Source organism: Campylobacter curvus, assembly GCF_013372125.1.
Taxonomy (GTDB): domain Bacteria; phylum Campylobacterota; class Campylobacteria; order Campylobacterales; family Campylobacteraceae; genus Campylobacter_A; species Campylobacter_A curvus.
In genome coordinates, this window is record NZ_CP053826.1 from 1,091,267 (window position 1) to 1,116,881 (window position 25,615).

Below are 25,615 nucleotides of genomic sequence, written 5' to 3' on the forward strand. Positions count from 1 at the left end.
TGCTACATGTTCGGCGTTTTGTGGAGCAAATAAGATTTGCGAAGCATTCGTTTGAGGTATCAATATTTTTTAAAAATAGAGCTAAATTTGTGATATAATCAAAACTATTTTAAACAACGAAAGGAATTCAATGTCCGCATCTAAAGAACATATCGTAGACGTGGACGCTTTTTTAGTTTCAAAAACAGATACTAAGGGGCGTATCACCTACTGCAATGAGCCGTTTTTAAAAATAGTCGGAGCCAAACAAAACGAGCTCTTGGGCAAACCTCACAACATCATCAGGCATCCGGATATGCCGCGCATAGTATTCAAGCTGCTTTGGGAATACGTCAAAAGCAAAAGAGAAATTTTCGCCTACGTAAAAAACAAAAGCTTTGACGGCGGATATTACTGGGTGTTTGCAAACATCACGGCTTCTCTTGATGTGAACAAAAATATCGTAGGCTACTACTCCGTAAGACGCAAGCCCAATCCAAAAGCTATCGAGATAATCGAGCCTATCTACAAAAAGCTTTTGGAGCTTGAAAAAACTGGCGGCATGGAGGCTTCTTCTAAAGCACTTTTCGAGCTTTTAGAGCAAAAACATACGACTTACGACGAGCTAGTCAATAACCTACAAAGGCTTTAAAATGTTTGGTAAAAATTCAAATGCAAACTACGATGAGATCATATCTGTCATCCAGTCCGCAAGAAACGGCGTCTTAGAGCCTCGTATAGTAAATATCAGCGAAAAAGATCCGATGTATCAGATCGCCCTTGGTATAAACGACCTGCTTGATCAAGTCGAGGCGCTTCAGCGTGAAATTTCGACTTGCGTAAATGCCGTTCAAAGCGGCATAGGATATAGAAACATATTTACCGAGGGCTTTCGCGGGACATTTCACATAAATGCGATGTCCATGAGCGAGGGCGTAGAAGGTATAAAAGCCGGGCAAAAAGGCAAGGTGAGAGGAATTTTGTCAGAGAAATTTGACAAGCTGGGCAACGGAAACCAAGGCATGCAAGACGTGCAGCAAGATCTAAACGAGAGCATAGAAAATTTAAGCAAAATGGCAAGCATCGCCAAAGACACGGCAAAAACAGCCAGCGAGACGCTAGCTAGCATGAATGAGCTTAGCTCAAATATGAACTCACTTGAAGGACTCATCAGCAACTCAAGCCACGCAATACACACGCTAAACAATAGAACAGACGACATCTCCTCGGTCGTAAGCCTCATAAAAGACATAGCCGAGCAGACCAATCTTTTAGCACTCAACGCCGCTATCGAGGCGGCAAGAGCCGGCGAACACGGACGCGGATTTGCCGTCGTGGCAGACGAGGTCAGAAAGCTGGCCGAGAACACTCAAAAGGCTACAAACGAGATCGGCATAAATATACAGACCCTTCAGCAAGAGGCAAAAGATATAAACGCAAACTCGGAAGAAATCGACAAGATCGCAAAGGCGGCGGCCACAAACGTGCAAGCCTTCAAACAAACTCTGGATAAATTCAACCAAGACGCGCAGGTAACGGCGTCTACATCAAAATACATCGAGAACAAGACATTTGGCATCATCGCTAAAATTTCTCAGATCGTTTATAAAACGAACGTGTATTCAGACGTCATAAACGAGAAAAATCACGGCGAAGAGATGCAAAAAGCCGCCGATGACCTCGTTGCTTGGTATGAAAAAGACTGCCACGAGAAATTTGCCAAGACTCACTCTTACGCCAGGATAAGGCCGCTCATCGAAGAATTCAACGCTCTCATCAAGGAAAATCTAACGCAAGCCAACAAGGGCTACAACGCGCAAAATTTAGACACTTTTGTCACGAGGTTTGAGCGTATAGAAAATTTAAGCGCCGAGATATTCAAGCTTTATAACCAAATGATACAAGAGGACAGAGACTAAAACGGCCGAACGTAATCCAACTACGCTCGGCCCTGCTTCGCTTCGTTTGAAGCTGCGAAGCGAAAAGATTTCCTTGAAACGCTACTCGCGTCCGTGTCGCTCCTTGTAGTAAGTAAGACCTGTAAAGCGTTTTGCAAAAAAGATTGACGCTTTTTAAAACAGAGCTAAATTTAGCATATCTGCAAAAGCTTCTCCTAAGCGCCTTATAAAATAGCCCGCAAATTCCCCCTTGACGCCAAAAGTCGCAGACTAGAAAAAGCTAAGACAAAAGCCTCTTTACGACCTCGCTTATACGTTTGGCGTCCGCACTTGCGCCGATTTGCTCCTTTGCAGCTTTCATAACGGCGCCCAGCTCTTTTATGCTGCTAGCTCCCACGGAGACGATTATCTGCTTTATCTTTTCCTCGAGCTCGTTATCACTAAGCTGCTTTGGCAGGTATTTTACGATGATGTCTATCTCGCTTCGCTCTTTGTTTGCCAGATCCTCGCGGCCGCCTTTTAGATAAAGCTCGACCGAGTCTTGCCTCTTTTTTATCTCTTTTTGAAGTAACGGCAACACGACCTCATCGGTCATCTCTATGCGCTCATCGACTTCGACTTGCTTAAGCGCGGCATTTATAGTGCGAAGCGTATCTCGCACGAACTCGTTTTTGCTCTTCATCGCCTCTTTGATATCGGCTAAAATTTGCTCTCTTATGCTCATATCTTTCCTTTATAAAATTTCACAAATGATACCCAATAATAGCTAAAATCACGCAAATTTAGCCAATGATACTTTCAAATTCTCCGCTTAAAAACGCCTCGCCCACGCCCTCTCTGAGTCCGTCATCGACTACGATAAATTTAGCTCGCTCACCCTCAAGCAGGCAATGAAGCAGCGCCATGCCGGCAATGAGCGGCATTTTGCGGTTCTTTCCCACCATGATATCGGCCCTCTCGTCATCGATCCCAAAAAGCTCGTCCGCAAGATGCCTAAAATCACGAAATTTAAGCTCACTGCCGTTTATCGCCTTAGCGTCATAGTCCGCATAATCCATCCCGATCTTCATCGCCGCCATCGTCGTGGGCACTCCTGATGTCAGCACTATGATCTGCTTTTCAAGCGAGTGTAAAAATTTTGCCGCCTCGTTCGTGACATCAGCGGCATTTTTTCTCATCGCAGCAAGCTTCATATAGCTTTCAAAAAACGTGATGATGCCAAACTCGAAGCTTTTGAAATTTTGCCCGTCACCTATCTCGGTACTGGCTCCGCCAAGATCGATGATAGCGTATTTTTTATCACGAAAGCCCAGCCTGGCAAGCGCATTTTTTACCCCGATGGCCGTAAATTTCGCCTCCGCTTCGCCGCTTATTATCTTAAAATCTATGCCGAAATTTCGCTTTATCTGACTAAAAATTTCGCTTGCATTTTTTGCCATCCTAAAGGCCTGCGTAGCCACCGCCACACAAGGCGTATTTTTAAAATCAAACTCCACTTTGGCCTCTTTTATCGCCTCAAATATCCTTTGTTTGGCCGCATCGCCGATCAGTCCGCTTTGTTTTAGCCCGCGCGCAGAGCCTACTATGCGTTCAAAGGTCTTTAAAATTTCAAAGCCCTCACCGGCGCGTCTTATCAAGGCTACGCGAAAGGTATTTGAGCCAAGATCGATCGAGATCACCATTTTTTATCCTTTAAATTTAAGCATAAGCTCCCAGTCGAAATTTTACAAAATACATAAAATTTTACATACTATCGTCAAATAAAATTCAATTATATAGCAAAAGGGCTAAATTTCCGTCCGTTAAATTCTAAAAACTTTAATAAATTTCAAGTTATAATTACGCTAACCTACCAAAGGAGACACGTTTGTTGCGCGATAACTTGCTAGCTCTATTTATTTTCATCGTCTGTAGCGTCGGATTTTTCGTTTGGGGATACCAGTATATCCCGACAAACAACTTCGTTTTGTTCCTCATCGCCGGGATATTCGGCCTATTTATGGCGTTTAACATCGGCGGTAACGATGTCGCAAACAGCTTTGGCACGAGCGTGGGGGCTAAGACGCTCACGCTTAAACAAGCGCTGGTCATCGCGGCTATTTTCGAGCTTAGCGGCGCGATATTTGCGGGCTCGGAGGTAACGGACACTATACGAAACGGCATCATAAATTTCCCGATCGACACGCTAAATCCTATGATATTTGCGGCCATAATGATCTCGGCTCTTTTAAGCTCCGGACTTTGGCTGTTTTACGCGACCAAAAGGGGCCTACCTGTATCCACGACGCACTCTATCGTGGGCGGCATCGTGGGTGCGGGGCTGGTGATGGGATATACGACTTACGACAGCTCAAAGGCCCTTAGTATGGTCTCTTGGAGTGAGATAGGCGGCATAGCTATAAGCTGGGTCATCTCGCCGTTACTTGGCGGGGTGATGTCGTTTGTCATTTACGGATACATAAAAAGGAAAATTTTAGAGCCGACGCACGAGCTAAAAACCTCGCTAAAAGCGCTAAAATCGGAGCGCAAAGCCTACAAAGAAAATTTCATAAAATCGCTTAGAAGCCGCCCTGCAGAGGAGCAGATAGCCACCCTCTCACGCATAGCACTCATCGACGAGGACGAGATAGAAAACGCCGAATACAGCGAATATCGCTCCCGGATAAGGGCGATGAAAGAGAGCGAAAAGCGTGTGGATACGTTTAGCGCGATGAAAAAGCATATCCCGTTCGTAGCGGGCTTTGCCGCGATGATAATCTCGGGGATGATGCTCTTTAAAGGGCTTCAGCATCTAAATTTCAGCTTTAGCGCCATACAAACCATCTGGATCATCTTTGTCATCGGCGCGCTAGCCTATCTCGCGAGCTTTGCTATCATAAACGTGATGAGTAAAAACGATAGCGAAAAGAGCATAAATAAAATTTTCTCATGGTTTCAGATATTTACCGCCTCCTCTTTTGCATTTTCACACGGCGCAAACGATATAGCAAACGCCGTTGGTCCGTTTGCGGCGATACTAGACGTGCTAAAGACAGGCTCCATAAACGAGTCATCACCGATACCTAGCGTAGCGATGGTGACCTTTGGTATTGCACTGATAATCGGGCTTTGGTTCTTAGGCAAAGAGGTCATCACGACTATCGGGTCAAAGCTGGCTGAAATTTTACCTACGACGGGATTTAGCGCGGAGTTGGCGGCTAGCATCGTCATACTCTTTGCCACCAAGCTTGGTATACCCGTTAGCTCGACTCACATCTTGATAGGAGCGGTGCTTGGCATCGGTATCGTAAATAAAAATGCAAACTGGAAAATGGTAAAACCTATCATCCTCGCCTGGCTCATCACGCTACCAGTCGCTGCTATATCATCAGGCCTATTTTATGTGATACTAAAAAATATCCTGGCACTTTAGCCTCTGCGCTCAGCTCGGCTTTCATATCAAAATATAAAATTTTGTAGGATTAGGCAAGGATTTTGTAGGATCGTTCTACTCATGACTATCAAATTTTAGGCATAATCTTTTCAAATAAATTTGGCTCTGTTTTAAAAAGTGTTGATTTCTAAAATTTTAAACGTTCTAGCGTAGTCAAATCTTATGAAGCGACACTATCGCCGCCGATTTTTAGGGAAGTCGTAAGACTGACCGCAAAAATCGTGCTATATGTTCGGCGCTTTGTGGAGCAAGTAAGATTTGCGAAGCGTTCGTTTAAGCTATCAACACTTTTTAAAACAGAGCCGTAAACTTAGAAAGGTTTAAAATGAAAAGAATAAGCCTGGCTTTACTCCTGGCTATCGTTTTTGCGGTATTTAGCTGTGCCGATACATCGGCTCAAACTGATCAAAATTTAAGAGGCAAAAAGGCGCTCGTGGCATTTTTCTCAAGAGCGGACGAAAACTACGATGTCGGCTACGTAACCAAAGGCAATACGCAAATTTTAGCCCAAATGATAGCCGCTAAGATAAACGCCCCGCTCTTTCATATCCAGACTATAAAGCCTTACCCTAAAGAATACAAGCCAACGACTGATATCGCAAAACAAGAACAGCGAGAGAACGCTCGTCCCGAGCTCACCGCAAAGGTCGAAAACATGGACGGATACGACGTGATATTTCTTGGCTATCCTATATGGTGGAGCGATCTGCCGATGGCAGTATATACATTTTTGCAAAGTTATGATTTTAAGGGCAAGACGATAATCCCCTTTGCCACACATGAAGGTAGCGGACTTTCAGGCACGGATAGAAATATCGCTAAAGCAACCGGCGCAAAGGTATCGACACCTCTTGTGATGCAGGGTAAAATAGCGCAAAATTCACAAGATGAAGCACAAAAAGAGGTGGAAAGCTGGCTAAAGAAATTAGGCTTTATAGACTGATTTTATGCCAAATCCTCTCTTAAAATTTAAAAACCTTAGCCAAAAGCCACGCGCAAGAAGCGCTCTTGCCTTGATGATGACGTGCACTCTTGCGGCCTTGATGTCGTATAAGCGCATCGGCGAGGCGACTCATGAAATTTTAGGCGTTTTGATGATAGCTCTCGTCTGCTTTCATTGCAGGCTAAATTTATAGTGGCTAAAATCAGCATTCAAAACTCGCCCGAAACCTAGCAAAATTTTAAGCCTTAGCATAAATTTAGCGAGTCTTATTTGCCTGCTCAGGCTGCTTTTTAACGCCCTATTAGTCTCAAAATACATTTTTAGCTTTTTAGGACTTCATAACGGCGCATCTACGGCCAGGACGGTGCATTTGCTAGCGGCATACTGAGGCTTTATGTTTATTTGTTTGCATATCGGGCTTCATATCGATACGCTTACAAAAATGACTTCAAGCACGCTTAAGAGAAACGGCATTTTTATGAAATTTTGCCTTAAAGCCCTATTTTTCGTAACGGCGATATACGGGGCGTATGCTTTTTATAAAAGAGATATAGGCGTTTATATGTTTTTGAGAAATGAATTTGCGTTTTTTGACTTTGGTAAAAATTTGGCTTTATTTTTCGCAGATCATATCGCTATGATGATAAGTTTTGCATTTTGCGGCTACTTGGCTCAAAAACTACTAAAAAGACTTGATGCTTTCTCGTAGCTGCCTTAGTCTTGCTAAAGCCTCGTCAAAGTCATCGGAGTTTATCGTGATATCGATCTTTTGGTTTTTTTTGTAGACCTTGTCGTAGTATTTGACGAGCAAAATTTCACTCACCTTTGCCATATCGCCAAGCTCGTAAGCGCTTATCGCCTCGCTCTTGGCCTCGCGTGAGATAAATGGCGAAATTTTATCCATACACTCATAGAAAAACTCGCTTTTAACGCCCTTGTAGTCGCTCATTATGCACTCGATGCGCTTATTTAGGCTGGCTTTTACCTCTACGCAAACACCGCAGCGCATAGCCTCATAAAGGCTGGCTGGTAAATTTAGCGAGCCTATCTTACGACTTTCGCCCTCGATGAAGCAAACTTCGTTTTTAAGGCCGCTAAGCTGCTCGAAAAGCTCGTCCTCAAAGTGCTTTTGACTTGGTTGAGCGCCGTTTATAGCGCCAAATACCGAGCCTAGATGATTTGCCATCGCTTCAAGGTCGATAGACGGCTCAAGCGCTCTGACGAGCTTTGTTTTATAGCTTCCCGTATTTCCAAAAAGAGTGATAAATTTCATCTGCAAGGGCGCAGAAAGCTCGTTTAAAACGTGGGCGCGAAAGCTCTTGTATCCACCCTCAAGGCGCATCACGCGGTATCCTATCATACTAAGCACCGAGCCAAGCGATAAAGACCTCATGCCGCCTTTAGCGCAGTAGATGCCTACCAGCGAGCCTACCTTACACGCGCTATAAACCTCGTCGATGACGTTTTGCAGGTTTGAGCAGACGTATTTAGCGCCAGTTACCTTTGCTAGCGGCCTGTTTTGCCTATATATGATGCCTGTTTGTTTGTATTGCTCGTCGTTTAGAGCGTATAAATTTTTGGCGTTTTTTATGTGCGAGTAGCAAAATTCGCCGGGAGATCTGGCGTCGATCAGAATTTCAAATTTATCCCGCTGCTGTAGCCATGCCTTGACGCCAAGCTCACTTAACGGCACTAAAGGCCTTTTTCAGCTTCTCAAATAGCGGATGAAACGGCACGCCATTTACGCGCACGTCGGCTATAGTGGTGATAAAATTCGTATCTCTGCTCCAGCGCGGCACAAGGTGATAATGCACGTGCTCGGCGATACCAGCACCGGCTGCACCGCCTAAATTCATACCGATATTCACGCCCTCTGCCCTTAGCTCGCTCTTTAAAATTTTGACCCCTTCGCGCACGAAACGGCTCATCTCCAGCCATGTTTGCTCGTCCAGCTCCTCGATCCTATCGGTATGCTGCAGAGGTATCACCATGAAATGCCCCGGTGAATAAGGATATAGATTCATTATCCCAAAGCACCTCTTGGCGCGGAACAAAACTCCGTTTTTATCGTCATCTTGCGGACTGGCTATGACCCCGCAAAAGACGCAACCCTCTTTTTTCGCGCTGAAATATTCGCTTCTCCAAGGTGCACAAAGATGTTGCATAACTAGCCCTCCTTTATATTTTTGACGGCAGTTTTTATATCTTCTTGCCTCATGAAATGCTCCCCGATCAAGAAAGCATCGACGCCGATCTTGTTTAGCTCTTTAAGCTGCTCGTGCTCGTATAGACCGCTTTCAGCGACGATTATCTTGCCGTTTGGTAAAAGCGGTATCAGCCTCTCGCAAAGGCTCATATCCATACTAAAATCATCTAAATTCCTGTGATTGATACCGATTATATTCGCACCCGCAAAGATCGCTTTTTTCACATCCTGTGCGTCGTGAGTCTCGACTAAGACCTCAAGCCCCAGATGATGCGCATAAGCAAGCAGGCTTTTTAGCTCCTTGCCGGAAAGTGCCTTTGCGATGAGCAGGATAAAGTCGGCCCCATAAACTAAAGCTTCTAAAATTTGATACTCATCTATGATGAAGTCTTTTCTTAAAAGCGGCGTGGCCGTGTAGCGGCGTATCTGCGTGATATACTCTATGTCGCCTTTAAACCAATGCGGCTCGGTAAGCACACTGATCGCATTCGCTCCAGCCTCCTCATACTCTTTTGCTATCCTTATAGGCTCAAAATTTTCACGTATCACGCCTTTGCTGGGGCTTGCCTTTTTGACTTCGGCGATGATACGAAGCGGCTCTTTAGCGCTTGAGCTTAACGCGCTTGCCACGTCTCTTGGGACGTAAGGATTATACGCCAGCGATCTGCCTAGCCACTGTGCAGGATAGTCGCTTTTGCGCTTTTTTAGATCCTCCTTCGTCCTTTTTATGATCTCATCAAGTATCATTTTTTAAGCCTTTTGTTTAAATTTATGATGCAGCGCTCGATGAGGCGCAAATGCTCTTTGGCTTCGGGAGCGTTTTTAAAATCCACATCCTTCATCGCCTGCACCATATACTCTTTGGCTCTGTTGCACTCGCCAAGCTTGAAGTATCCCCACGCCAGCGAGTCTTGATAATAAGGCGAATTTGGCGAAATTTCAAGCGCACGCTTGACTAGCTTCACGCCCTTTTGCGCGTCTATATCATGGTCTATTAGCAAGTAGCCGTAGTAGTTTAGATAAATTTCATTATCAAGCTTTGTCACGCTGGCTTCAAATTTATCTATGATGTCATCAAGCTTTTGCTTAGTCATATCTTTTGCGTTCATTTCGTATTCATACATCGCCATTTTGGCTAGGAAATTTAGATCGCGGCTGTCGTTATACAGCTTTGCCGCAAGCACGTATGCATCGCCGAAATTTCCCATCGCAGCGTAAATTTCCATCAGCATCGCGTCGTTGTAGCTGTGCTTTTTAAGAAATTCCGCCGCTCCTTTGTAGTTTTTCTCATATACGAAAATTTGCAAAACCTTATCAAGATATGAGCTCTCTCTGGTTATGTCATAAAGCTCCTCGTAAAGCTCGATGACCTTTGGGAAATTTGCACCCTGCGAGTAGATGTCGGCTAGCAGCTCGCAAGTTTTCACCGTGCAGCCAAAATCTCTACGGAAATTTTCAAGGTATCTTACCGCCTCTTTGAGATTGTCCATGCGGTTTAAAAGCACGTCCACCACGCGCAAGAGATTTTCCTCGTTACTATTTAGCGCATAGGCCTCTTCAAAATACTTTAACGCCGTCAGACTCTCGTTTTGCATCATGCAAATAGTGCCTAGTATCAAGATATTTTGGGCGTTAGGCTCTTTTTTGACCAGCTCTCTCATCAGCTCTCTAGCCCTAGAAAGATCGTTTTTATTTACGAGGCTAGCTACCTTGATGCGTATGAATTCGCCATCGTTTTTAAACACGTTTTCGCCCTCTTTCATGAGCTCATCCAGGCTAGGATCCGCCGAAACGAACGCGAGCTTGATCGCCTCTTTTAGATAGGTGTTTTGCTTGGTTTCGTTATAGAGCGACCTGTAAGTCGCGATAGCACCGCTTGCATCGGAGTTGTTTTGCTGCATCAAGGCCTGCAACAAGCGCAGGTTTATATTTTCGTTGTCAGCGTTTGCCTGAGCCGATAAATTTTGCGCGTAAAGGGCAAGAAATATGATATTTATTATAAAAATTTTACGCCAATGCATTCTTTTTTAAGTTCCTTTAAATTTTTCTTAAAATAATCCCAAAACGGGAAAGTGGCACACTGAGACGGCCGCAGCTCGTAGACGGAGCAGTTTTTGTCTCGCTCGTCAAAAAATATGCAGGCGTATCCGTCATCATAAATTTTCTCCTTGAGGCTAAATCTCGTACCGACTTTGATCAAAAATTTTTGCTCGAAAGCCTTTTTGTCTATCCCAAAATGCTCGCAAAATTTGGCTATCTCGCTCTCGTTTATCCATATATAGCCGCTTTCTCCTATGCAGCACTTCCCGCCGCACTCACCACAAAAGCCGGGGTCGAATTCATAGCAAAACCCGTCCGCTCTCATGCGCTCGCCTTTTTGTAAATTTCGCTTTTCGTGGCGGCCTTGGCGAAAATCTCCGTAGCCTCTTTGGTATAGCCGTTTTCATCCATCATCACAAGAGGCGGTAAAATTTTAGCCTTTGAGCGGGAGCCCTTTTTGGCGTGCACTAAAACCAAATTTGCCGCTTTTTGTGCCTTGGCATGCACGAACCTCAGCGAAACCGGCGCTAGTCTAAACTCTTTTAGCGCTGCAAAAATTTCAGCCACCTCAGCCGTATCGTAACAAAAAAACAGCTCGCCTTTTGGCTTTAAATTTACATTTACACCGGCTATAAATCCACGCAGACTAAGCGCGCTCGCGTATCTACTAAGCTTTAGATGCTCCACTGCGCTTTGCTTTACGCCGTCGTGATAAAAAGGCGGGTTTGAGACGATGAGATCAAATTTCGTCTCGCTTTTAAATCCAGCAAAGTCCGCATTTAAAATTTTAGCCTCCAGCCCGTTAGCCCTTGCATTTTGCCTTGAAATTTCAAGATTTATATCCTGCACGTCAAGCAGACTCAAGCTAACACCATCAAAATCGCGCTTTAAAAGTAGCCCCAGCACGCCGCATCCACAGCCTACATCGAGCACTTCACCTTTAAACCATGCGTTTAGCCGATCTTTGATGAAGGCATAAAGCACGAGCGTGTCGCTGTTGTAGCGATATCCGTTTTCAAGCTGCGCCAACCTCATCTATACACCTTTATCACAAAGCCGCGCGTGACGTCTCTTACGATGACCTCGGAGCTAAAGCTGATACGCGCGAAATCGCCAAATTCATCTTTAATAAGCTCCGCCGCAGCCATCGCACGCTCCTTGCCAACGCCGTAGTTCACGTAGTTGTTTAGCCTGCCAAGGTCGTCTTTTTTGATACCTTGGGCGATGCTGCTAGGTATTACGAAATTTCGCTTATCGACGATAGGGATTATCTCATAGATATAGTTTGAATTAAAGCGCTGCAAAAATTCGCTCACTCTATTTTTACACATTATGCTTATCTTGTCCTTGGCGTCCATATCGTCGCACTGCAGGCTGGAGATCAGCACGAGCTTGGTCGGAGTCTCGGGCTTTGTGGTTGCTTGAAGTATCGTTTTTAAATTTACATTTTCGTTTTCAAGCTCGTCTTGCCTGTTCAAATTTTGCTCGATATCTTTTTGAAGCTCGACGATCTGGGCATTTACCTGCTCTTTAGAGCCGCCGGAGCTTAGCTGGTTTATCTTTAAATTTAGCCTTTGTATCGTCTTGTTACTCTCGTTTAGCGCGCTTCTTGTAGCGTCAAGTTCGTTTTGCAAGGCGATCAGGTTTTTGACACCGCTTTTGTTGCTATCCATAAACATCAGCGAAGTATCGACGATCTTTTTTTCGAGCATATTTATCTGCTGGCGCAAAATTTCGTAGTTTTGCATGTCGATCTTTAGCGTTCGTCTTTGCATCTCAAGCTCGTTTTGCTTTGCAGTCAGTTTGGCGTTTAGCTCGGTGATGTTGTTTTCTAGATTTTTGATGCTAGCGTCCTTGCTACCAAGCTTTTGAGTGAGCGTTTTCAGGCTCTCGTCCGTACTGCTTATCTTTTGATTTTGGGTGCTTATGGTCGCGTTTTGCTCGCCTAAAATTTTGATATTTTTCATATTTTTGTCATTTAAAAGTGCCAGCTCCTTGTTTGCGTTTTTCAGCGCCTCGTTGCTAGTAGCTAGCTTTTGGCTAAGCTCCTTTATACTGGCGTTTGCGTCGGCATTTTGAGCCAGAAGCTTTTTAGTTTTATCCATGCTCTTTTCAAGCTCTTTTTTGAAATTTTCTATCGTCTCTTGTCCGCTCTTTAGCTCGCGCTCGGTTTTTAAATTCTTTTGTTTTAGCTCGTCAAAGCTCTTGTGCAGGGTCGCTAAGCTCGCGTTTAGCTCTAAATTTTTACCGCTGTAATTTTCCACCGCGAGGTCTTTAGTGTTTAAATTTTTCTTTATCTCATTAAGCTCGAAAGTGCTGTTTTTTAGTGCATCCTGACTCGCCTCAAGCGCACTTTGAAGGTCTAAAATTTTATTTGACTTTTTAGACAGCTCGTCCTCCATCGTCCTTTTTTGCATCTCAAAGCCATCATTTAGAGTTGCCAGCTCTTTTTCGTGTGAAAATCTAAGCGTCCTCATATCCTCACTGCTGGCCGCAAGCTCCGTTTTTAGTGTGTCAAGCTCTTTTTGCTTTTGCTGATTCATGCTTTGGCTGCCTTGCTCAAGCTGCTCAAGCGCAGACGTTTTTTGCTCAAGTTGCTCTTTTAGCTGGGTATTTTGTTTGTCTAAAGCCGTGAAATTCGCCTCGGCAGTATCTTTAAATTTTGCAAATTCATCATTTAAAGCCTTTAAATTTTGCTCGTCGTGTACCTTTGCATCGTTGATCGCATTTTCAAGATCGACTATCTTTTTTTCATAGCCCTTGGAGCTTTCTATCATATCAGCTTGCGCTTCATTCAGGCGTTTTGTCAGGGCTTGGATATTTTCAAAATGCTGCGCCTCGAGCTCTCCTAGCACCTTTGAGTTATGCGCGACGATCTCGTTTTTCTCCTCGTCCGTCACCTTTTTCATCTGGCTTATCTTGCTTATGAACTCCAAATTTTTCTCGCTCATATCGACATTGTCAGCGGCTAAAATTTCATTTTTTTGAGCCAGTTCGCGGACTAAATTTTGAAGCTCCTCGACATTTGAGCTCAGCGGCTTGTCGTCTTTTGCTACGAAATTTTGAGTGTAGCTTTTGGGCGTGATGTATCCGCCGTATTCGTAAAGATCGTCTTTGCTGATGTATTTTTGCTTCTCTTCTTCAGGAAGGTTGTCAAAGGTGATGTTAAAGATCGTCTGATTGCTCTCGCCGCCAGCACGGATCGCCGGGTTTTCAAGTACGAACCAAGCTCCGCCAAACCCGAGCAAAACGCAAAAAACGGCAAGTAAAATTTTAGAAATATCCAAATCCTAGCCTTGGGCGAGTATATCTTTTAGCACGGTGTGCGCGTGATTTAGCGCGACCACTATAGAGCCGCCGTTTCTTAGCACTATGTCGCCGCCTACGTAAAGACCTTTTATATTGCTTTCAAAATTTTCATTGACTAAAGGCGTGCCCTTTTCATCCGTGGCAATGCCGCATTTTTGTAAAAAATCTATCGGGCTTGAGCCTCCTATGGCGTAGACGACGCGGTCATAAACGCGAATTTTATCGTTTGCATAATGCACCCTTACGCGGCCTGATTCGTTGTCGATCTCTTTTATGTCGTGATTTAGACGCACTTTTATCTTGCCAAGCTTCTCAAGCTCCCAAAGTGCGCTTAAATTCGTATCATTCACGCGGCTAAATTTATCTTTCCTGTATGCAAGCGTGGTTTTGTTATATTGGCAAAGCTCGATGGCGTATTCGACCGCGGAATTCCCGCCACCTACGACGACGACCTTCTCGCCGTTGGTGCAGCTATCGAGATTGAAATTTACGACATTGTTTAATGACGGCGGGATCTTGTAGTCCGGCTTATTCGGGCGTCCCATCTTGCCGATAGATACCATCACGTTTTTGGCTTTATAGTCCGCAGATACCGTCCTAACATGAAAGAGATCGCTCTCTTTTTTGATGCTTTCTACTTCGGAGTTGAAAAAAGCTTCGATCCTCTCGTCGTCCAAAAGCTTGTCAAAATAATCAAGTGTGCTCTCTTTCGTGCCATCTTCAAATGACACTACGCCGTGGATCGTGCTGTCTTGGCCTTTGTATTCTTTATCTACGCGTTTGTTGTCTTTGTAAAATTTACGTATCGTCTGGCTGTGGTTGTCGCCCTTTTCGAGCAATAAAACATTATGCAACCCACTTCTTTTAGCCTCGACGACCGCGGCTATGCCACAAGGTCCGCCGCCTACGACGATGAGATCATAAACATTTGCCATCGTATCTCCAATCAATAATTTTCTTTAATTTTGTTTTAAATCTATCCAAATTTAGATTAAAATTTAAGAAATTTAGCGTGAAATTCAAGCTTCAAAGCAAGCAAAAAGATGAATTTTAGCCTCTTAAAAGCCAAGCCTTTTTGAGACGGCAAAGCTTTACTGCAAGCCTAAATTTCCTAAATTTAGGCCTTTTTTAAGAGATCGGCCATCAAAAATGCAAGCTCCAAAGCTTGATCGGCATTTAGACGTGGGTCGCACTGTGTTTCGTAGCGCTGTTTTAAATTTTGCTCGGTTATCTTTGAGGCTCCGCCCGTGCACTCCGTAACGTCCTGTCCCGTCATCTCAAGGTGTACGCCGCCTGCGTGAGTGCCCTCGGCGCGGTGGATCTCAAAAAAGCTCCTGACCTCGCTCATTATCTTGTCAAATTCGCGTGTTTTGTAGTTATTTGAGGTCTTTACGGTGTTGCCGTGCATAGGATCGATGCTATAAAGGATATTTAGCCCCTCACGCTTTAGCTCGCGTAAAATTTTAGGCAAAATTTTCTCTATCTTTTCAGCGCCCATGCGTATGATGACATTTAGTCGTCCCGTTTCGTTTGCGGGATTTAGCCTGTTTGCAAGGGCGATCACGTCCTCGGCAGTGGCGGTAGGGCCGATCTTTACGCCAAGTGCGTTTTTCACACCGCTTAAAAAATGCACGTGCGCATCATTTACGCCGCGTGTGCGCTCGCCTATCCAAAGCATATGCGCCGAGCAGTCATACCAGTCGTTCGTGAGGCTGTCTTGCCTGGTCATCGCCTCCTCATACGGCAGCAAAAGTGCCTCATGCGAGGTATAAACGGCGGTTTGATTTAGCGTAGGAGTGTTTTGCGAGGTGATACCGCAAGCCTCCATGAAAGATAATGTTTTTGTAAGCTCGTCGGCTAGTTTCGCGTATTTTTCGCTGATCTCGGGCTTTTTGACAAAGCCTAAATTCCACTTATGCACCTGATGAAGATCCGCCAAACCGCCGCGTGAAAATGCGCGAAGCAGGTTCATCGTCGATGCGCTTTGATAATAAGCCTCTATCATGCGCTTTGGATCGGGCACGCGAGCGCTTGCACTAAATTCAAAGCCGTTTATTATATCGCCGCGGTAGCTTGGTAGTTTTACTCCGCCTACTTCCTCAAAATCGCTGCTCCTTGGCTTCGCGAACTGGCCTGCGACGCGTCCTAGCTTCACGACCGGGCAGCCTCCGGCAAAGGTAAGCACTATCGCCATTTGCAGCAGGACCTTGAACATATCGCGGATATTGTTGGCGTTAAAATTTGCAAAGCTCTCGGCGCAGTCGCCGCCTTGAAGTAAAAATGCCTTGCCCTCGCAGACCTTGGCCAGCTCTGCCTTTAAATTCCTAGCCTCACCGGCAAATACAAGCGGCGGAAGTCCTTTTAGCTTCGTCTCGACACTCTTTAGCTCAGCAGCATCGGGATATACGGGTTGTTGCAAAATTTTATACTCTCTCCAGCTCTCACGGCTCCAGCTCATAGCGCACCTCTTTTGAAATTTAAATCCCGATTATATCACGGCAAGCTTAAATCAAAAAACCATTGCTGACACTTATCATATTAGCTTCACAAATCTTATTTGCTCCGCAAAGCGCCGAACATATAGCACGATTTTGGCAGTCAGCTGCCGCTTCCCTCAAAATCGGCGGCGATAGCGTCGCTTCATAAGATTTTGACTACGCTAAACAAAAATTGAAAAAGTCAAGCAGAAATCATTAATCGCACCTTAAACATAAAAGGCATATAATCCTGAATTCAAATTTAACTCTAAGAGCAAATTTAATGTTAAAAGGCATTTTGTGTTCCGTTTTGGCCTCATTTTTGTTTGGTTGCATATACTATCTCTCCGTTTTCATGCAGCCACTTGGCGGAGAGGCGTTATTTGGATATCGTATGCTTTTCACGCTACCTTTAATCGTGGCGGCGATATTTTTACTAAAACAAAAGCGAAATTTCAAAGAATTTTTACTCACGCTAAAACAAAAGCCAAAGCTCATAGCCGTTTTGCTAGTCACCTCCTCGATCTCGTCGTTTCAGATGTGGCTATATCTTTGGGCACCAAGCAACGGCGCGGCGCTGAAAGTCTCGATCGGCTACTTGATACTGCCTATCGTGATGGTCATCGTCGGGCGCCTCGTTTTTAAAGAGCATCTTTCAAAGATCAAGCTTTTATCGATATCCTTTGCCGTTTTGGGCGTAGGTAGTAGCCTGGTCTCAAGCTCGGGGATATCCTGGGAAAGTGCCGGTGTTTTTTGTTTGTATCCGGTATATTTCGGACTTAGGAAATTTTACGGTATAGCAAATTTCCCCAGCTTTACGATCGAGATGTTTTTCATGTTTTTGTTTTCATCTTATTTCATCACGCTTGCCGATATGGACTTCGTCCTTTCTAAAAACCCTAAAATTTACTATCTTTTAGTGCTGATGGGCCTAATCAGCGGCACCGCACTCATCTCTCAGATCATCTCCAGCATCCTGGTGCCCATAAACGTTTTAGGACTGCTTACGTATCTAGAGCCTATTTTTATGTTCGCAGTCTCGTTCATGATAGGCGAAAAGCTTGATGAGAGCTCTTATTTTCTGATGTTTTGCTTAAGCGCGGCTATCGTTTTACTGATGATAGACAGCCTAAACAACATCAAAATTTCAAAACGAGCGGCGCGATGAATACGCCTAACGAGCAAACAAAGGGCTTCATCTACGCATTATCGGCGTTTTTGATGTGGGGATTTTTGCCGCTGTTTTTTGGCCTTTTTGGTAAGGACGTGAGCGCGTATGAAATTTTAGCTCACAGGATCATCTGGTCGTTTGCGCTGATGGCTGCTTTCTTGCTGATGTCTAAAAAGGCGAAAAATATCAAAATTTTGCTTCAAGATACGAAAACCGCAAAAATGCTCTTTCTAAGCGGCACACTAATCAGCCTAAACTGGGGTGTGTATGTCTATGCCGTAAATAACGGCAAAATTTTAGAAAGCAGCCTTGGCTCTTTCATAAACCCCTTGGTAAATATGCTCCTTGGCGTGATCATTTTTAAAGAAAAGCTAGGCAAAATGGAAATTTTTGGAGTCTGCATGGTCGTGCTCGCCGTATCTGTCCAGGTACTTCATTTTGGCGACCTGCCGCTAGTGGCGATATTTTCGGCTTTGTCGTTCGCCTTTTACGCAGCAGTCAGGAAAAGCATCAAGATAGCCGCATTAGACGGACTTTTCATCGAAACGATGCTCGTAGTGCCTTTTGCTTTATGCTACGTTTTATATCTCGCCGCAAGCGGGCAAAGCCACTTCGGGCTAAATCAAAATTCCATACTCTTTGTGCTCTCCAGCTTTGTCACGGTCGTGCCTCTCATGGCCTTCAACGCTGCGACCGTGCGCATAAATTTAAGCACGATCGGATACTTGCAGTATCTCTCGCCCAGCATCGGTATGCTCTGCGCGGTGTTTGTCTTTGGCGAAACGCTAGATATTTACAGGCTCGCTTCGTTTTGCCTGATATGGTTTGCGCTGCTTGTCGTCGCACTAGGAAGGATAAGGCGTTGAGCGAAGAGAAAAAGGGGCTCATTTACGGTATCAGCGCATTTACGCTATGGGGTTTTTTAGTCGTCTTTTTCAAGCAGTTTGACGGCGTAAATCCATACGAGATAGTCGCTCACCGCCTCATCTGGTCGGCAGTCGTTTTATTTTTCGTTTTACTATGGCTAAAAAGGTTTAAAAAAGCGTGCAAAATTTTGCTTGATCTGCGCGTGAGCTTTTGGCTGTTTGCGAGCGGATTTTTACTGGCTTCAAGCTGGTGTATATTCGTCTATGCCGTAGATGCGAGCCTTGTACTGCAGGCTAGTCTTGGAAATTTCATAAGCCCTTTGATCTCCATTTTGCTAGGATTTGTCGTCTTAAAAGAGAAAATTTCAACCGGAGCTAAAATTTCGATCGCGATAGTCTTTATAGCCATCATGGTACAGGTCTTTGCCATCGGCTCGCTGCCCGTTTTGTCGATACTTTTAGCACTCATCGTGGCAGCCTACGGGCTAATAAGAAAACAGGTCAAAGTGCCTGCGCTTGAGGGCTTGTTCGTAGAAAATTTACTGATCTTGCCAATAGTCCTGGTTTATATTTTCTATGTCGTCGTCTCGGGGCAAAATCACTTTCTAGCCGATCTAAACGGCGCCTTACTGATACTTTGCGGTCCGGTCACCATCGTGCCGCTATTATTTTTCACAGCCGGTGCGACGCGCATAAATTTAAGCCTCATGGGCTATTTGCAATACATAAACCCGACTATATCGATGCTTTTAGCGATATTCGTATACGGCGAAAAGGTAGAATTTTATAAACTCGTGTCGTTTTGCCTGATCTGGCTAGCGCTTGGTATCATGAGCTTGTAAGGAATTTACACTTATAAAAGGAAAACACAATGAATCAAATGGAAATTTACATAATCATCGCGGTGGTGGCTGGCGTCTTGCTTTATTTGCAGATACAAAAATTTACAAAAAGGCTTGATGAAGAGGAAGCGGAATTTGGCGCTCCGCGCTCACAAATAGGTGCTTTGACGCTACAAAACAGTAGCGAAAAATATCAAAAATTTTGCGACAGCATCGACGCACAGCTAAGAGAGCTAAAGCAACACGCCCTTTACGACAAAGCGCTAAAAAACGAGGATACGCAGGAGAGATTCCTAGAGGAGCTAAGCAATATCAGCAAGAAGCTGACCTTTGTGCAGACGATGAACGCAAACACCAAAGACAGCGGCAAATGGGAGAGCGAGCTGATGGAAATTTTAAGCAGGATCGAGCGGCTGGTAGATGAAAATTTCAAAGAGCCAAAAGAGACGAACGATAAAATCAGAGAGAGCCTGAAAGAGGAATTTACAAGGCTTTGAAATTTCGTTACACTTATGCAGTCGGCCGTCGCGAAATGCCCTTTAAATCCTTCAAATTTGCGCTATGATCGCCTCGATACGGCAAGTGATCGCTTGAAAAAGAGGAAAGTCCAAGCTGCGATAGGCTTATCGCCGTGCTTTTTTACCTGCCTGCACGATCAAAATACATAAAATTTTACGCATTATCTCAAAGAGCGGCTTTAAGCGCCATTATACGCTTATAAGACTCGTCTATACGCTCTTTACTTATCTTATTTTCATTTATCGCATCAAGGATATACTGCACCACGAGCTCGGCAGTCCTGCGTTCACCTATCTTAAATTCGCTAAAAAGGAGGATGTCACCGCCAGCGTTTATAAATTTTATGATCTTTTCTTTTAAAGGCCCGTCTCCAGCGCCTTTCATCAGCATATCGTCGCTAATGACCACGCCGTCATATTTAAATTCCCCGCGCAAAAGATCGCCTATGATCTTTTTAGACAAGGTCGCAGGATTGGCCTCGTCAAGCTCTTTTACATACAAATGTCCGACCATGATGAACTTGGCTCGGTTCGTGCTTATAGCGTCACGATATGGCAAAAGCGCCTCTTTTGTCAGCACGACCTCACTTTTGCTTTTGTGTGAGTCCTCTTTTGAGTCGCCGTGACCCGGGAAATGTTTTAGCGTCGTGATGATGCCGTCTCTTTTGAACGCGTCCATAAAGGCGTTTGCATAAAATATCACTTTGCTTGCATTTTCGCTAAAAGCCCGCTCTTTAGCCCCGATGATCGGCGAGGCCTCATCGTGCAGATCAACCACTGGTGCTAGATCCACATTTATGCCGCTTTGCTTTAGCTCATCGGCCATTTGCTCGTAAATTTCAGCCGCCTGCTTTATGTCAAGCGTAGCTGCGACCTCTTTCGCGCTAGGATAGGGTCCACCAAAGCTCGCATCTTTCATACGCGTGACGTTGCCGCCCTCCTCGTCTATGGCGATGAAAATTTTAGGATTTTTATCTTTGATCGCCTTTGTCAGGGTTTGCAGCTGCGCCTTGTCCTTTACGTTTCTGCCAAGCAGCACCACGCCGCCAAAGCGCTCGTATCCTACGTCACTGAGCATAGCTCTGACGCTGGCATCTTTAGTGCTGGTGCCGTTAAAGCCCACCATCACCATCTGCGAGGCCTTGGCCCTTAGGCTCACGTCCGCCGCACATAAATTCAATACCAAAAAGCATAAGGTGGCTAAAATTTTAAATTTCATTTGCGCCCCAGAAGCGATTTTAGGCTCTCGTAAACGTCTTTGCCCTCAAGCATCTTTACTACTTCATCGACTATGGGCACGTAGATGCCTTTTTCTTTTGCGAGCTTGCTTATCGCCCTTGCGGTGTCCACGCCCTCGGCGACCTCTCCTAGCTCGTTTAAAATTTTTTCGAGCTCCTCGTTCCTAGCGATGCCAAGCCCTACGCGGTAGTTCCTGGAAAGTATGCTAGAAGCCGTCAAAAAAAGATCTCCCGCACCGCTAAGACCTATGAAAGTCTCATCCTTTGCACCAAAATATTTGCCAAATCTAGCCATCTCGACGAGCCCGCGCGATATGAGGCTGGCGCGAGCATTGTTGCCAAGCCCTAAACCGTCGCAGATCCCGCCTGCGATAGCGATCACGTTTTTATACGCACCGCACACCTCTGCACCGATGACGTCGTCTGAGGTGTAGGCCTTGATATAGCTTGGAAAAAAGCTCGCAAATCGCGCCGCAAGGTCTAAATTTAGAGAATTTATGACAAGGGCGCAGGGTAATTTTTTCTCGACCTCCTTTGAAAAGGTCGGACCCGAAAGAAACGCCAAATTTTGCGCGCTGACGTAACCTTCGTAAATTTCGTTAAGAAACCTCGAACTTTTGGTCTCTATGCCCTTAGAGGCCACTAAAATTTTTTGCCCGTTATTTTTGAAATTTCGCTCCAGCCACTGGGCGGTAGCCTGGGTAGGGATCGTAAAGACTAAGTAATCGCAGGCTAAAGCGTCCTCAAGACTGACGAAATTTGGGATATCGCGCGGCGTCCTGGAGCTGATCACGCAGTCGTTGTTTTGCCCGAGCGCGTGAAATAACGCACTGCCCCATTTGCCCGCTCCGATCACTGCTATTTTCATTTTCGTGCCCTAAATTTCGATCTCAATCTCAAGCCAGCCTTGATTTTAAAAGCTCGTTTACTTTAGCAGGGTTGAACGCGCCCTTGCCCTCTTTCATCACCTGACCGACGAAAAAGCCAAACATCTTGTCCTTACCAGCTTTGTATTCTGCGACCTTATCGGCGTTTGCGGCTAAAATTTGATCGATTATCGCTACTATCGCCGAGTCGTCACTGACTTGCTTTAGCCCCAGCTTTTCTATGACGGCATCGACGTCTTCACTGGGATGCTCCATGAGATAGTCAAGCACCTCTTTGCCGGCTTTGCCGCTTATCGTGCCGGCTTCTATGCGCCTTAAAAACTCGATCATCTTAGCGCTATTTATCGGGCTGGTCTCGATGGTGACGCCATTTTTAAGGCGTCCGTTTAGCTCCACGAGCAGCCATGTCACGCAAAGCTTTGGTGAAATTTTGGCATTTACCAGATCCTCGAAATATCGCGACATCTCGATAGTGCTTACTAAATTTAGCGCGTCATCCTCTTTGACGCCAAATTCCTTTTGATAGCGCACCACCTTATCATCGGCCAGCTCAGGGATCTTTATCGCCTCGTCATACATCGCTTCATCGACCAAAACCGGCAGTAGATCGGGATCCGGGAAATATCTATACTCGGCGCTATCCTCTTTACCTCTCATCGAGCGAGTGACCAAATTTGTCGTATCAAAAAGGCGCGTCTCTTGATAGACTTCCTCGTCGTATTTGCCGTCTTCCCACGCAGCACTTTGGCGCTCTACCTCGTAGTCGATCGCCTTTTGGATAAATTTAAACGAGTTTAAATTCTTGATCTCGACGCGCGTGTAGAGCTTGCTGTCGCCCTTTGGACGGATCGAGACGTTTGCGTCGCAGCGAAAGCTACCCTCTTGCATATTTGCGTCGCTGATGTTTAAAAAGCGCAAAATAGAGTGCAGCTTTTTCAGATACGCGACCGCTTCATCGGAGCTTCTTAGATCAGGTTCGCTCACGATCTCAAGTAGCGGTGTGCCAGCGCGGTTTAGATCGACTAGACTATGATCGCTTTCGTGGATGTTTTTACCGGCGTCCTCTTCGAGATGAGCGCGTGTGATGCCGATGCGTTTTTTCTCACCGTTTACGTCTATGATGAGCTCGCCGCCCTCGACGATAGGTATCTCAAACTGCGAAATTTGATATGCCTTTGGCAAATCGGGATAAAAATAATTTTTTCTATTGAAAACGGATTTTTTATTTATTTTAGCGTTTATGGCCGTGCCAAAGCTGATCGCCTTTTTTACGGCTTCTTTATTTAGTACGGGCAAAGCTCCCGGCAATGCCAAGCAAGTCGGACAAACGTGAGTATTGGCCTCGTCGCCAAAGCTGGTAGAGCAAGAGCAGAAAATTTTCGTTTTTGTGTTTAATTGGGTATGAACCTCAAGTCCTATAACGACTTCGAACATAGATAACCTTTAATGCTTAAAATGCGAATTTAAAGGTGTATTTTATCAGGTATTTGTTTTAAGTTATCTAAAAGCCACGAAATCGTGGCTTTAAATTTCAGTGTTCTTCGATGGCTACGGCACCGGCTAGATAAACGTAAGTCAGCATCATAAAGATAAACGTTTGTAAAACCGCCATAAGAGTCAGTAGCGCATACGCAGGTAGCGGCGCAAACCAAGGCGCAAGAGTCAGCATGACTAGTAAGAACAAATCGTCGCCTTTGATGTTTCCAAAAAGTCGGAAAGATAGCGAAACAATGCGCGAAAGGTGAGAGATGATCTCTACTGGAAACATCAGCGGAGCCAGCGCCTTGCTAGGGCCCATGAAATGTCCGAAGTATTTGAAAAATCCGTTCTTTTTAATGCCCTCGAAATGATAATAAAAAAACACGATGAGAGCGAGCGTAAGGGTCAAATTTAAGCTAGAAGTCGGGGACTCGAAGCCGGGTATTATGCCGATGGCGTTTGAAAAAAACACGACAAAGCCGATCGTCGCTACAAGAGGTAGATATTTTCTCGCTAAAGCCTCGCTACCAAGTGTATCGCGACCCATAGAGATGACGCCCTCGAGATAAGCCTCGACGATATTTTGAAGCCCTCTTGGCACCAGCTGCATCTTAGAAGTAGCAAGCTTTGCTACTAAAACGACGATGATAGCGACAAGACAAAAGTGAAAAGCATAAACGAATAAATGGTTGTGGTAAATCAGATCAGAAAAAAGAAACAAATCTTTCATGCATTAACCTTAAATTTATAAATTTTGACGTGATGATAGCGAAATTTTAATTAATCCTTTTTTAAGGTCGCTAAATTTTACGCCCATTGATCGAAATTTCAAAATCATTTGGCAAAATAATCGTAAATGAGCTTTAAAATCGTCGCTGCGACTACTACCAAAAACATGGCTCGGATAAATTTCACCTCTTTTTTGATGACTAAATTTGAGCCGATATATGCGCCAAATATCTGCCCTGCTCCCATCAAGATACCGACTAGCCAAAGCACTTGCCCGCCGATTATGAAAATGCCAAGCGAGACTACATTGCTCGTGAAATTTAAAAGCTTCGTGTGAGCGACCGCTTTTTTCATATTCACTCCTATGAGCGCTATCATCGCAAAGGTCCAAAACGACCCGGCTCCCGGCCCGAAAAATCCGTCATAAAAGCCTAAAATCATACCAAAAACGACGTAGAAAATTCTTTTATCCATCCTAGCCCTGCGGTCGCTCTCGCCAACTTTTGGCATAAATATCGTATATACGAAAATAGCTATAAGTAAAAACGGTATGACAAGCCTTAGAAAATCGGGATTTAAAAACAAAATAAGCACCGCACCGACGCAGGCTCCGATAAAGGTAAAAACGATACCAAGACTGGCTTCTTTGAAATTTATCATCCCCTTTTTGGCAAAATTTAAAGTCGCGGTGAAGCTGCCAAACGAGCCTTGAAGCTTGTTCGTACCAAGCGCTAGATGTGGCGGAACACCCATAGCCATAATGGCAGGTAGTGTAATAAGTCCTCCGCCGCCTGCGATAGAGTCGATAAAGCCGCCTAAAAATGCAGCCACAAAAAATACGAGATACGAAAGAAGGTCAAATTCCATTTCAAGCTCTTTTTTTGAATTAAGGCACGATTTTACAAAAAAATTTATAAATTTTAACTCGCACTATGACCGATAAATAAAAGAAATTTACAAAAATAAGCAAAATTTACGAAGTAATTAAATCAGATATGAAATTTAAGCGCCCGCAAAAGCGCTCATCACCTAAGCGGGCTAAAAAATTTATTTGATGACCCCGCAGACCATCCTGGCTCCGCCACCGCCAAGGGCTTTAGGGTTGTCGCTGTGGTTATCTCCGCCGACGTGCACCATCAAAGAGTGACCTTTTAGCTCGTCAAGGCTTTTAATCTTTGGAGCCAAGACTGGGTAACCGGCACTTCCTTCGCTATCGACGTAAAGTGCCGGCAAGTCGCCTTTATGCCCCTTGTCGTCCCATGCAAAAGAGTGCATCTTCGTATCCATCGGATCCCAGTGTCCACCGGCTTTCATGCCCAGTCCTTTTTCAGTCGCGCCGCAGTCCGGGTTTTGATGAACGTGAAATCCGTGAATTCCGCTTTTAATGCCCTTAAGATCCGGAAAAAACGCTACACCGTAGTTTGTCTCGACCGCTACGACTTCACCGACTTTCTTATCGCCTTTTTCGCCAAGCTCGTTCATCTCTATGACTAGATGTTTTCCTGCTTTTGGATCGAAATGATGCCCCTCGTGAGCAAACAACAAGCCGCAAAGCACGGCACTAAGTAAAACTATCTTTTTCATACTTTCTCCTTTTAAA

26 protein-coding genes are annotated in these 25,615 nt (G+C 44.8%); 9 read left to right on the forward strand and 17 right to left on the reverse strand.

Annotation, left to right across the window (positions count from 1 at the left end; translation table 11 throughout):
• The first annotated feature begins 130 nt into the window (after nucleotides 1-130).
• Together CCVT_RS05260 and CCVT_RS10120 are read left to right on the forward strand one after the other, a co-directional pair.
• A complete protein-coding gene (locus CCVT_RS05260; RefSeq protein WP_018136368.1) occupies nucleotides 131-631 on the forward strand; it encodes a PAS domain-containing protein in 501 nt (166 codons plus the stop codon).
• A 496-nt stretch (nucleotides 632-1,127) separates the two neighbouring features.
• Nucleotides 1,128-1,898, forward strand: coding sequence for a methyl-accepting chemotaxis protein (locus CCVT_RS10120; protein WP_407644586.1), 771 nt, complete (start codon nucleotides 1,128-1,130; stop codon nucleotides 1,896-1,898).
• Nucleotides 1,899-2,157: 259 nt separating this feature from the next.
• On the opposite strand, the gene CCVT_RS05270 is transcribed toward CCVT_RS10120, so the two are convergent.
• Both CCVT_RS05270 and CCVT_RS05275 read right to left on the reverse strand, forming a co-directional pair.
• Nucleotides 2,158-2,601, reverse strand: a complete 444-nt coding sequence (locus CCVT_RS05270; protein ID WP_018136370.1) for a GatB/YqeY domain-containing protein — start codon at nucleotides 2,599-2,601, stop codon at nucleotides 2,158-2,160.
• A 58-nt stretch (nucleotides 2,602-2,659) separates the two neighbouring features.
• Nucleotides 2,660-3,559, reverse strand: a complete 900-nt coding sequence (locus CCVT_RS05275) for a Ppx/GppA phosphatase family protein (protein ID WP_018136371.1) — start codon at nucleotides 3,557-3,559, stop codon at nucleotides 2,660-2,662.
• Between the two features lie 185 nt (nucleotides 3,560-3,744).
• On the opposite strand from CCVT_RS05275, the gene CCVT_RS05280 reads away from it, so the two are divergent.
• The 3 genes from CCVT_RS05280 (at nucleotide 3,745) to CCVT_RS09945 (ending at nucleotide 6,962) form a co-directional block, all read left to right on the forward strand.
• Nucleotides 3,745-5,289, forward strand: coding sequence for an inorganic phosphate transporter (locus CCVT_RS05280; protein WP_018136372.1), 1,545 nt, complete (start codon nucleotides 3,745-3,747; stop codon nucleotides 5,287-5,289).
• Nucleotides 5,290-5,635: 346 nt separating this feature from the next.
• Nucleotides 5,636-6,253, forward strand: coding sequence for a flavodoxin (locus CCVT_RS05285; RefSeq protein WP_018136373.1), 618 nt, complete (start codon nucleotides 5,636-5,638; stop codon nucleotides 6,251-6,253).
• A gap of 394 nt (nucleotides 6,254-6,647) precedes the next feature.
• Nucleotides 6,648-6,962 carry a hypothetical protein gene (locus tag CCVT_RS09945; RefSeq protein ID WP_018136376.1) on the forward strand — a complete coding sequence of 105 codons (315 nt, stop codon included), beginning with the start codon at nucleotides 6,648-6,650 and terminating at the stop codon, nucleotides 6,960-6,962.
• Here CCVT_RS09945 and mnmH read toward each other — a convergent pair.
• From mnmH to CCVT_RS05335, 9 genes are all read right to left on the reverse strand, one after another.
• Complete coding sequence (gene mnmH / locus CCVT_RS05295; protein WP_018136377.1) at nucleotides 6,936-7,946, reverse strand: tRNA 2-selenouridine(34) synthase MnmH; 1,011 nt, start codon at nucleotides 7,944-7,946, stop codon at nucleotides 6,936-6,938. The genes CCVT_RS09945 and mnmH overlap by 27 nt on opposite strands.
• Nucleotides 7,933-8,418 (reverse strand): HIT family protein, encoded by a 486-nt coding sequence (locus CCVT_RS05300; protein WP_018136378.1) that lies wholly within the window; start codon nucleotides 8,416-8,418, stop codon nucleotides 7,933-7,935. The genes mnmH and CCVT_RS05300 overlap by 14 nt, the downstream gene beginning before the upstream one ends.
• A 2-nt stretch (nucleotides 8,419-8,420) precedes the next feature.
• A complete protein-coding gene (trpC, locus tag CCVT_RS05305) occupies nucleotides 8,421-9,206 on the reverse strand; it encodes an indole-3-glycerol phosphate synthase TrpC (protein WP_018136379.1) in 786 nt (261 codons plus the stop codon).
• Entirely contained in the window at nucleotides 9,203-10,480 is a 1,278-nt protein-coding gene (locus tag CCVT_RS05310) for a tetratricopeptide repeat protein (protein ID WP_018136380.1), read from the reverse strand. Before CCVT_RS05310 ends, trpC begins: the two co-directional genes overlap by 4 nt.
• Nucleotides 10,456-10,824 carry a YkgJ family cysteine cluster protein gene (locus CCVT_RS05315; protein ID WP_018136381.1) on the reverse strand — a complete coding sequence of 123 codons (369 nt, stop codon included), beginning with the start codon at nucleotides 10,822-10,824 and terminating at the stop codon, nucleotides 10,456-10,458. The genes CCVT_RS05310 and CCVT_RS05315 overlap by 25 nt, the downstream gene beginning before the upstream one ends.
• Entirely contained in the window at nucleotides 10,821-11,534 is a 714-nt protein-coding gene (locus tag CCVT_RS05320) for a tRNA1(Val) (adenine(37)-N6)-methyltransferase (protein WP_018136382.1), read from the reverse strand. The genes CCVT_RS05315 and CCVT_RS05320 overlap by 4 nt, the downstream gene beginning before the upstream one ends.
• Nucleotides 11,531-13,786, reverse strand: coding sequence for a vesicular transport factor Uso1p (locus CCVT_RS05325; protein WP_018136383.1), 2,256 nt, complete (start codon nucleotides 13,784-13,786; stop codon nucleotides 11,531-11,533). The genes CCVT_RS05320 and CCVT_RS05325 overlap by 4 nt, the downstream gene beginning before the upstream one ends.
• A 3-nt stretch (nucleotides 13,787-13,789) precedes the next feature.
• On the reverse strand, nucleotides 13,790-14,743 hold the full coding sequence (locus tag CCVT_RS05330) for an NAD(P)-binding domain-containing protein (protein WP_018136384.1): 954 nt from the start codon (nucleotides 14,741-14,743) through the stop codon (nucleotides 13,790-13,792).
• Between the two features lie 182 nt (nucleotides 14,744-14,925).
• The gene (locus CCVT_RS05335; RefSeq protein WP_018136386.1) at nucleotides 14,926-16,266 is read right to left on the reverse strand and encodes a class II 3-deoxy-7-phosphoheptulonate synthase; all 1,341 of its coding nucleotides are present in this window, start codon (nucleotides 16,264-16,266) and stop codon (nucleotides 14,926-14,928) included.
• A gap of 302 nt (nucleotides 16,267-16,568) precedes the next feature.
• Between CCVT_RS05335 and rarD (CCVT_RS05340) the strand changes: the two genes are divergently transcribed.
• The 4 genes from rarD (CCVT_RS05340) to CCVT_RS05355 are packed head-to-tail and all read left to right on the forward strand — an operon-like array spanning nucleotide 16,569 to nucleotide 19,661.
• Complete coding sequence (gene rarD / locus CCVT_RS05340) at nucleotides 16,569-17,453, forward strand: EamA family transporter RarD (protein ID WP_018136387.1); 885 nt, start codon at nucleotides 16,569-16,571, stop codon at nucleotides 17,451-17,453.
• Nucleotides 17,450-18,322: an EamA family transporter RarD gene (gene rarD / locus CCVT_RS05345; protein ID WP_018136388.1), complete on the forward strand. Its 873-nt coding sequence runs from the start codon at nucleotides 17,450-17,452 to the stop codon at nucleotides 18,320-18,322. Before rarD (CCVT_RS05340) ends, rarD (CCVT_RS05345) begins: the two co-directional genes overlap by 4 nt.
• On the forward strand, nucleotides 18,319-19,164 hold the full coding sequence (rarD, locus tag CCVT_RS05350) for an EamA family transporter RarD (RefSeq protein WP_018136389.1): 846 nt from the start codon (nucleotides 18,319-18,321) through the stop codon (nucleotides 19,162-19,164). The genes rarD (CCVT_RS05345) and rarD (CCVT_RS05350) overlap by 4 nt, the downstream gene beginning before the upstream one ends.
• A gap of 29 nt (nucleotides 19,165-19,193) precedes the next feature.
• Complete coding sequence (locus CCVT_RS05355; protein WP_018136390.1) at nucleotides 19,194-19,661, forward strand: hypothetical protein; 468 nt, start codon at nucleotides 19,194-19,196, stop codon at nucleotides 19,659-19,661.
• Nucleotides 19,662-19,848: 187 nt separating this feature from the next.
• Here the strand turns inward: CCVT_RS05355 and CCVT_RS05360 are convergent, their stop codons facing one another.
• From CCVT_RS05360 to CCVT_RS05385, 6 genes are all read right to left on the reverse strand, one after another.
• Nucleotides 19,849-20,901 carry a glycoside hydrolase family 3 N-terminal domain-containing protein gene (locus CCVT_RS05360; RefSeq protein WP_018136392.1) on the reverse strand — a complete coding sequence of 351 codons (1,053 nt, stop codon included), beginning with the start codon at nucleotides 20,899-20,901 and terminating at the stop codon, nucleotides 19,849-19,851.
• Complete coding sequence (locus CCVT_RS05365) at nucleotides 20,898-21,788, reverse strand: NAD(P)H-dependent glycerol-3-phosphate dehydrogenase (protein ID WP_018136393.1); 891 nt, start codon at nucleotides 21,786-21,788, stop codon at nucleotides 20,898-20,900. The genes CCVT_RS05360 and CCVT_RS05365 overlap by 4 nt, the downstream gene beginning before the upstream one ends.
• 28 nt (nucleotides 21,789-21,816) lie before the next feature.
• A complete protein-coding gene (gatB, locus tag CCVT_RS05370) occupies nucleotides 21,817-23,241 on the reverse strand; it encodes an Asp-tRNA(Asn)/Glu-tRNA(Gln) amidotransferase subunit GatB (protein ID WP_018136394.1) in 1,425 nt (474 codons plus the stop codon).
• A 97-nt stretch (nucleotides 23,242-23,338) separates the two neighbouring features.
• Nucleotides 23,339-24,016 (reverse strand): F0F1 ATP synthase subunit A, encoded by a 678-nt coding sequence (locus tag CCVT_RS05375; RefSeq protein ID WP_009651173.1) that lies wholly within the window; start codon nucleotides 24,014-24,016, stop codon nucleotides 23,339-23,341.
• 104 nt (nucleotides 24,017-24,120) lie between these two features.
• On the reverse strand, nucleotides 24,121-24,882 hold the full coding sequence (locus tag CCVT_RS05380) for a TSUP family transporter (RefSeq protein WP_018136395.1): 762 nt from the start codon (nucleotides 24,880-24,882) through the stop codon (nucleotides 24,121-24,123).
• 180 nt (nucleotides 24,883-25,062) lie between these two features.
• Nucleotides 25,063-25,599 (reverse strand): superoxide dismutase family protein, encoded by a 537-nt coding sequence (locus CCVT_RS05385; protein WP_018136396.1) that lies wholly within the window; start codon nucleotides 25,597-25,599, stop codon nucleotides 25,063-25,065.
• Between the last annotated feature and the right edge of the window lie 16 nt (nucleotides 25,600-25,615).

What these genes read in the sequence shown, in the direction of transcription:
- CCVT_RS05260 (WP_018136368.1), top strand. Translation starts at nt 131, where the DNA reads ATGTCCGCATCTAAAGAACATATCGTAGACGTGGACGCTTTTTTAGTT.
- CCVT_RS10120 (WP_407644586.1), top strand. Translation starts at nt 1,128, where the DNA reads ATGAACTCACTTGAAGGACTCATCAGCAACTCAAGCCACGCAATACAC.
- CCVT_RS05270 (WP_018136370.1), bottom strand. Translation starts at nt 2,601, where the DNA reads ATGAGCATAAGAGAGCAAATTTTAGCCGATATCAAAGAGGCGATGAAG.
- CCVT_RS05275 (WP_018136371.1), bottom strand. Translation starts at nt 3,559, where the DNA reads ATGGTGATCTCGATCGATCTTGGCTCAAATACCTTTCGCGTAGCCTTG.
- CCVT_RS05285 (WP_018136373.1), top strand. Translation starts at nt 5,636, where the DNA reads ATGAAAAGAATAAGCCTGGCTTTACTCCTGGCTATCGTTTTTGCGGTA.
- CCVT_RS09945 (WP_018136376.1), top strand. Translation starts at nt 6,648, where the DNA reads ATGTTTATTTGTTTGCATATCGGGCTTCATATCGATACGCTTACAAAA.
- CCVT_RS05300 (WP_018136378.1), bottom strand. Translation starts at nt 8,418, where the DNA reads ATGCAACATCTTTGTGCACCTTGGAGAAGCGAATATTTCAGCGCGAAA.
- trpC (WP_018136379.1), bottom strand. Translation starts at nt 9,206, where the DNA reads ATGATACTTGATGAGATCATAAAAAGGACGAAGGAGGATCTAAAAAAG.
- CCVT_RS05310 (WP_018136380.1), bottom strand. Translation starts at nt 10,480, where the DNA reads ATGCATTGGCGTAAAATTTTTATAATAAATATCATATTTCTTGCCCTT.
- CCVT_RS05315 (WP_018136381.1), bottom strand. Translation starts at nt 10,824, where the DNA reads ATGAGAGCGGACGGGTTTTGCTATGAATTCGACCCCGGCTTTTGTGGT.
- CCVT_RS05320 (WP_018136382.1), bottom strand. Translation starts at nt 11,534, where the DNA reads ATGAGGTTGGCGCAGCTTGAAAACGGATATCGCTACAACAGCGACACG.
- CCVT_RS05330 (WP_018136384.1), bottom strand. Translation starts at nt 14,743, where the DNA reads ATGGCAAATGTTTATGATCTCATCGTCGTAGGCGGCGGACCTTGTGGC.
- CCVT_RS05335 (WP_018136386.1), bottom strand. Translation starts at nt 16,266, where the DNA reads ATGAGCTGGAGCCGTGAGAGCTGGAGAGAGTATAAAATTTTGCAACAA.
- rarD (WP_018136387.1), top strand. Translation starts at nt 16,569, where the DNA reads ATGTTAAAAGGCATTTTGTGTTCCGTTTTGGCCTCATTTTTGTTTGGT.
- rarD (WP_018136388.1), top strand. Translation starts at nt 17,450, where the DNA reads ATGAATACGCCTAACGAGCAAACAAAGGGCTTCATCTACGCATTATCG.
- CCVT_RS05355 (WP_018136390.1), top strand. Translation starts at nt 19,194, where the DNA reads ATGAATCAAATGGAAATTTACATAATCATCGCGGTGGTGGCTGGCGTC.
- CCVT_RS05360 (WP_018136392.1), bottom strand. Translation starts at nt 20,901, where the DNA reads ATGAAATTTAAAATTTTAGCCACCTTATGCTTTTTGGTATTGAATTTA.
- CCVT_RS05365 (WP_018136393.1), bottom strand. Translation starts at nt 21,788, where the DNA reads ATGAAAATAGCAGTGATCGGAGCGGGCAAATGGGGCAGTGCGTTATTT.
- gatB (WP_018136394.1), bottom strand. Translation starts at nt 23,241, where the DNA reads ATGTTCGAAGTCGTTATAGGACTTGAGGTTCATACCCAATTAAACACA.
- CCVT_RS05375 (WP_009651173.1), bottom strand. Translation starts at nt 24,016, where the DNA reads ATGAAAGATTTGTTTCTTTTTTCTGATCTGATTTACCACAACCATTTA.
- CCVT_RS05380 (WP_018136395.1), bottom strand. Translation starts at nt 24,882, where the DNA reads ATGGAATTTGACCTTCTTTCGTATCTCGTATTTTTTGTGGCTGCATTT.
- CCVT_RS05385 (WP_018136396.1), bottom strand. Translation starts at nt 25,599, where the DNA reads ATGAAAAAGATAGTTTTACTTAGTGCCGTGCTTTGCGGCTTGTTGTTT.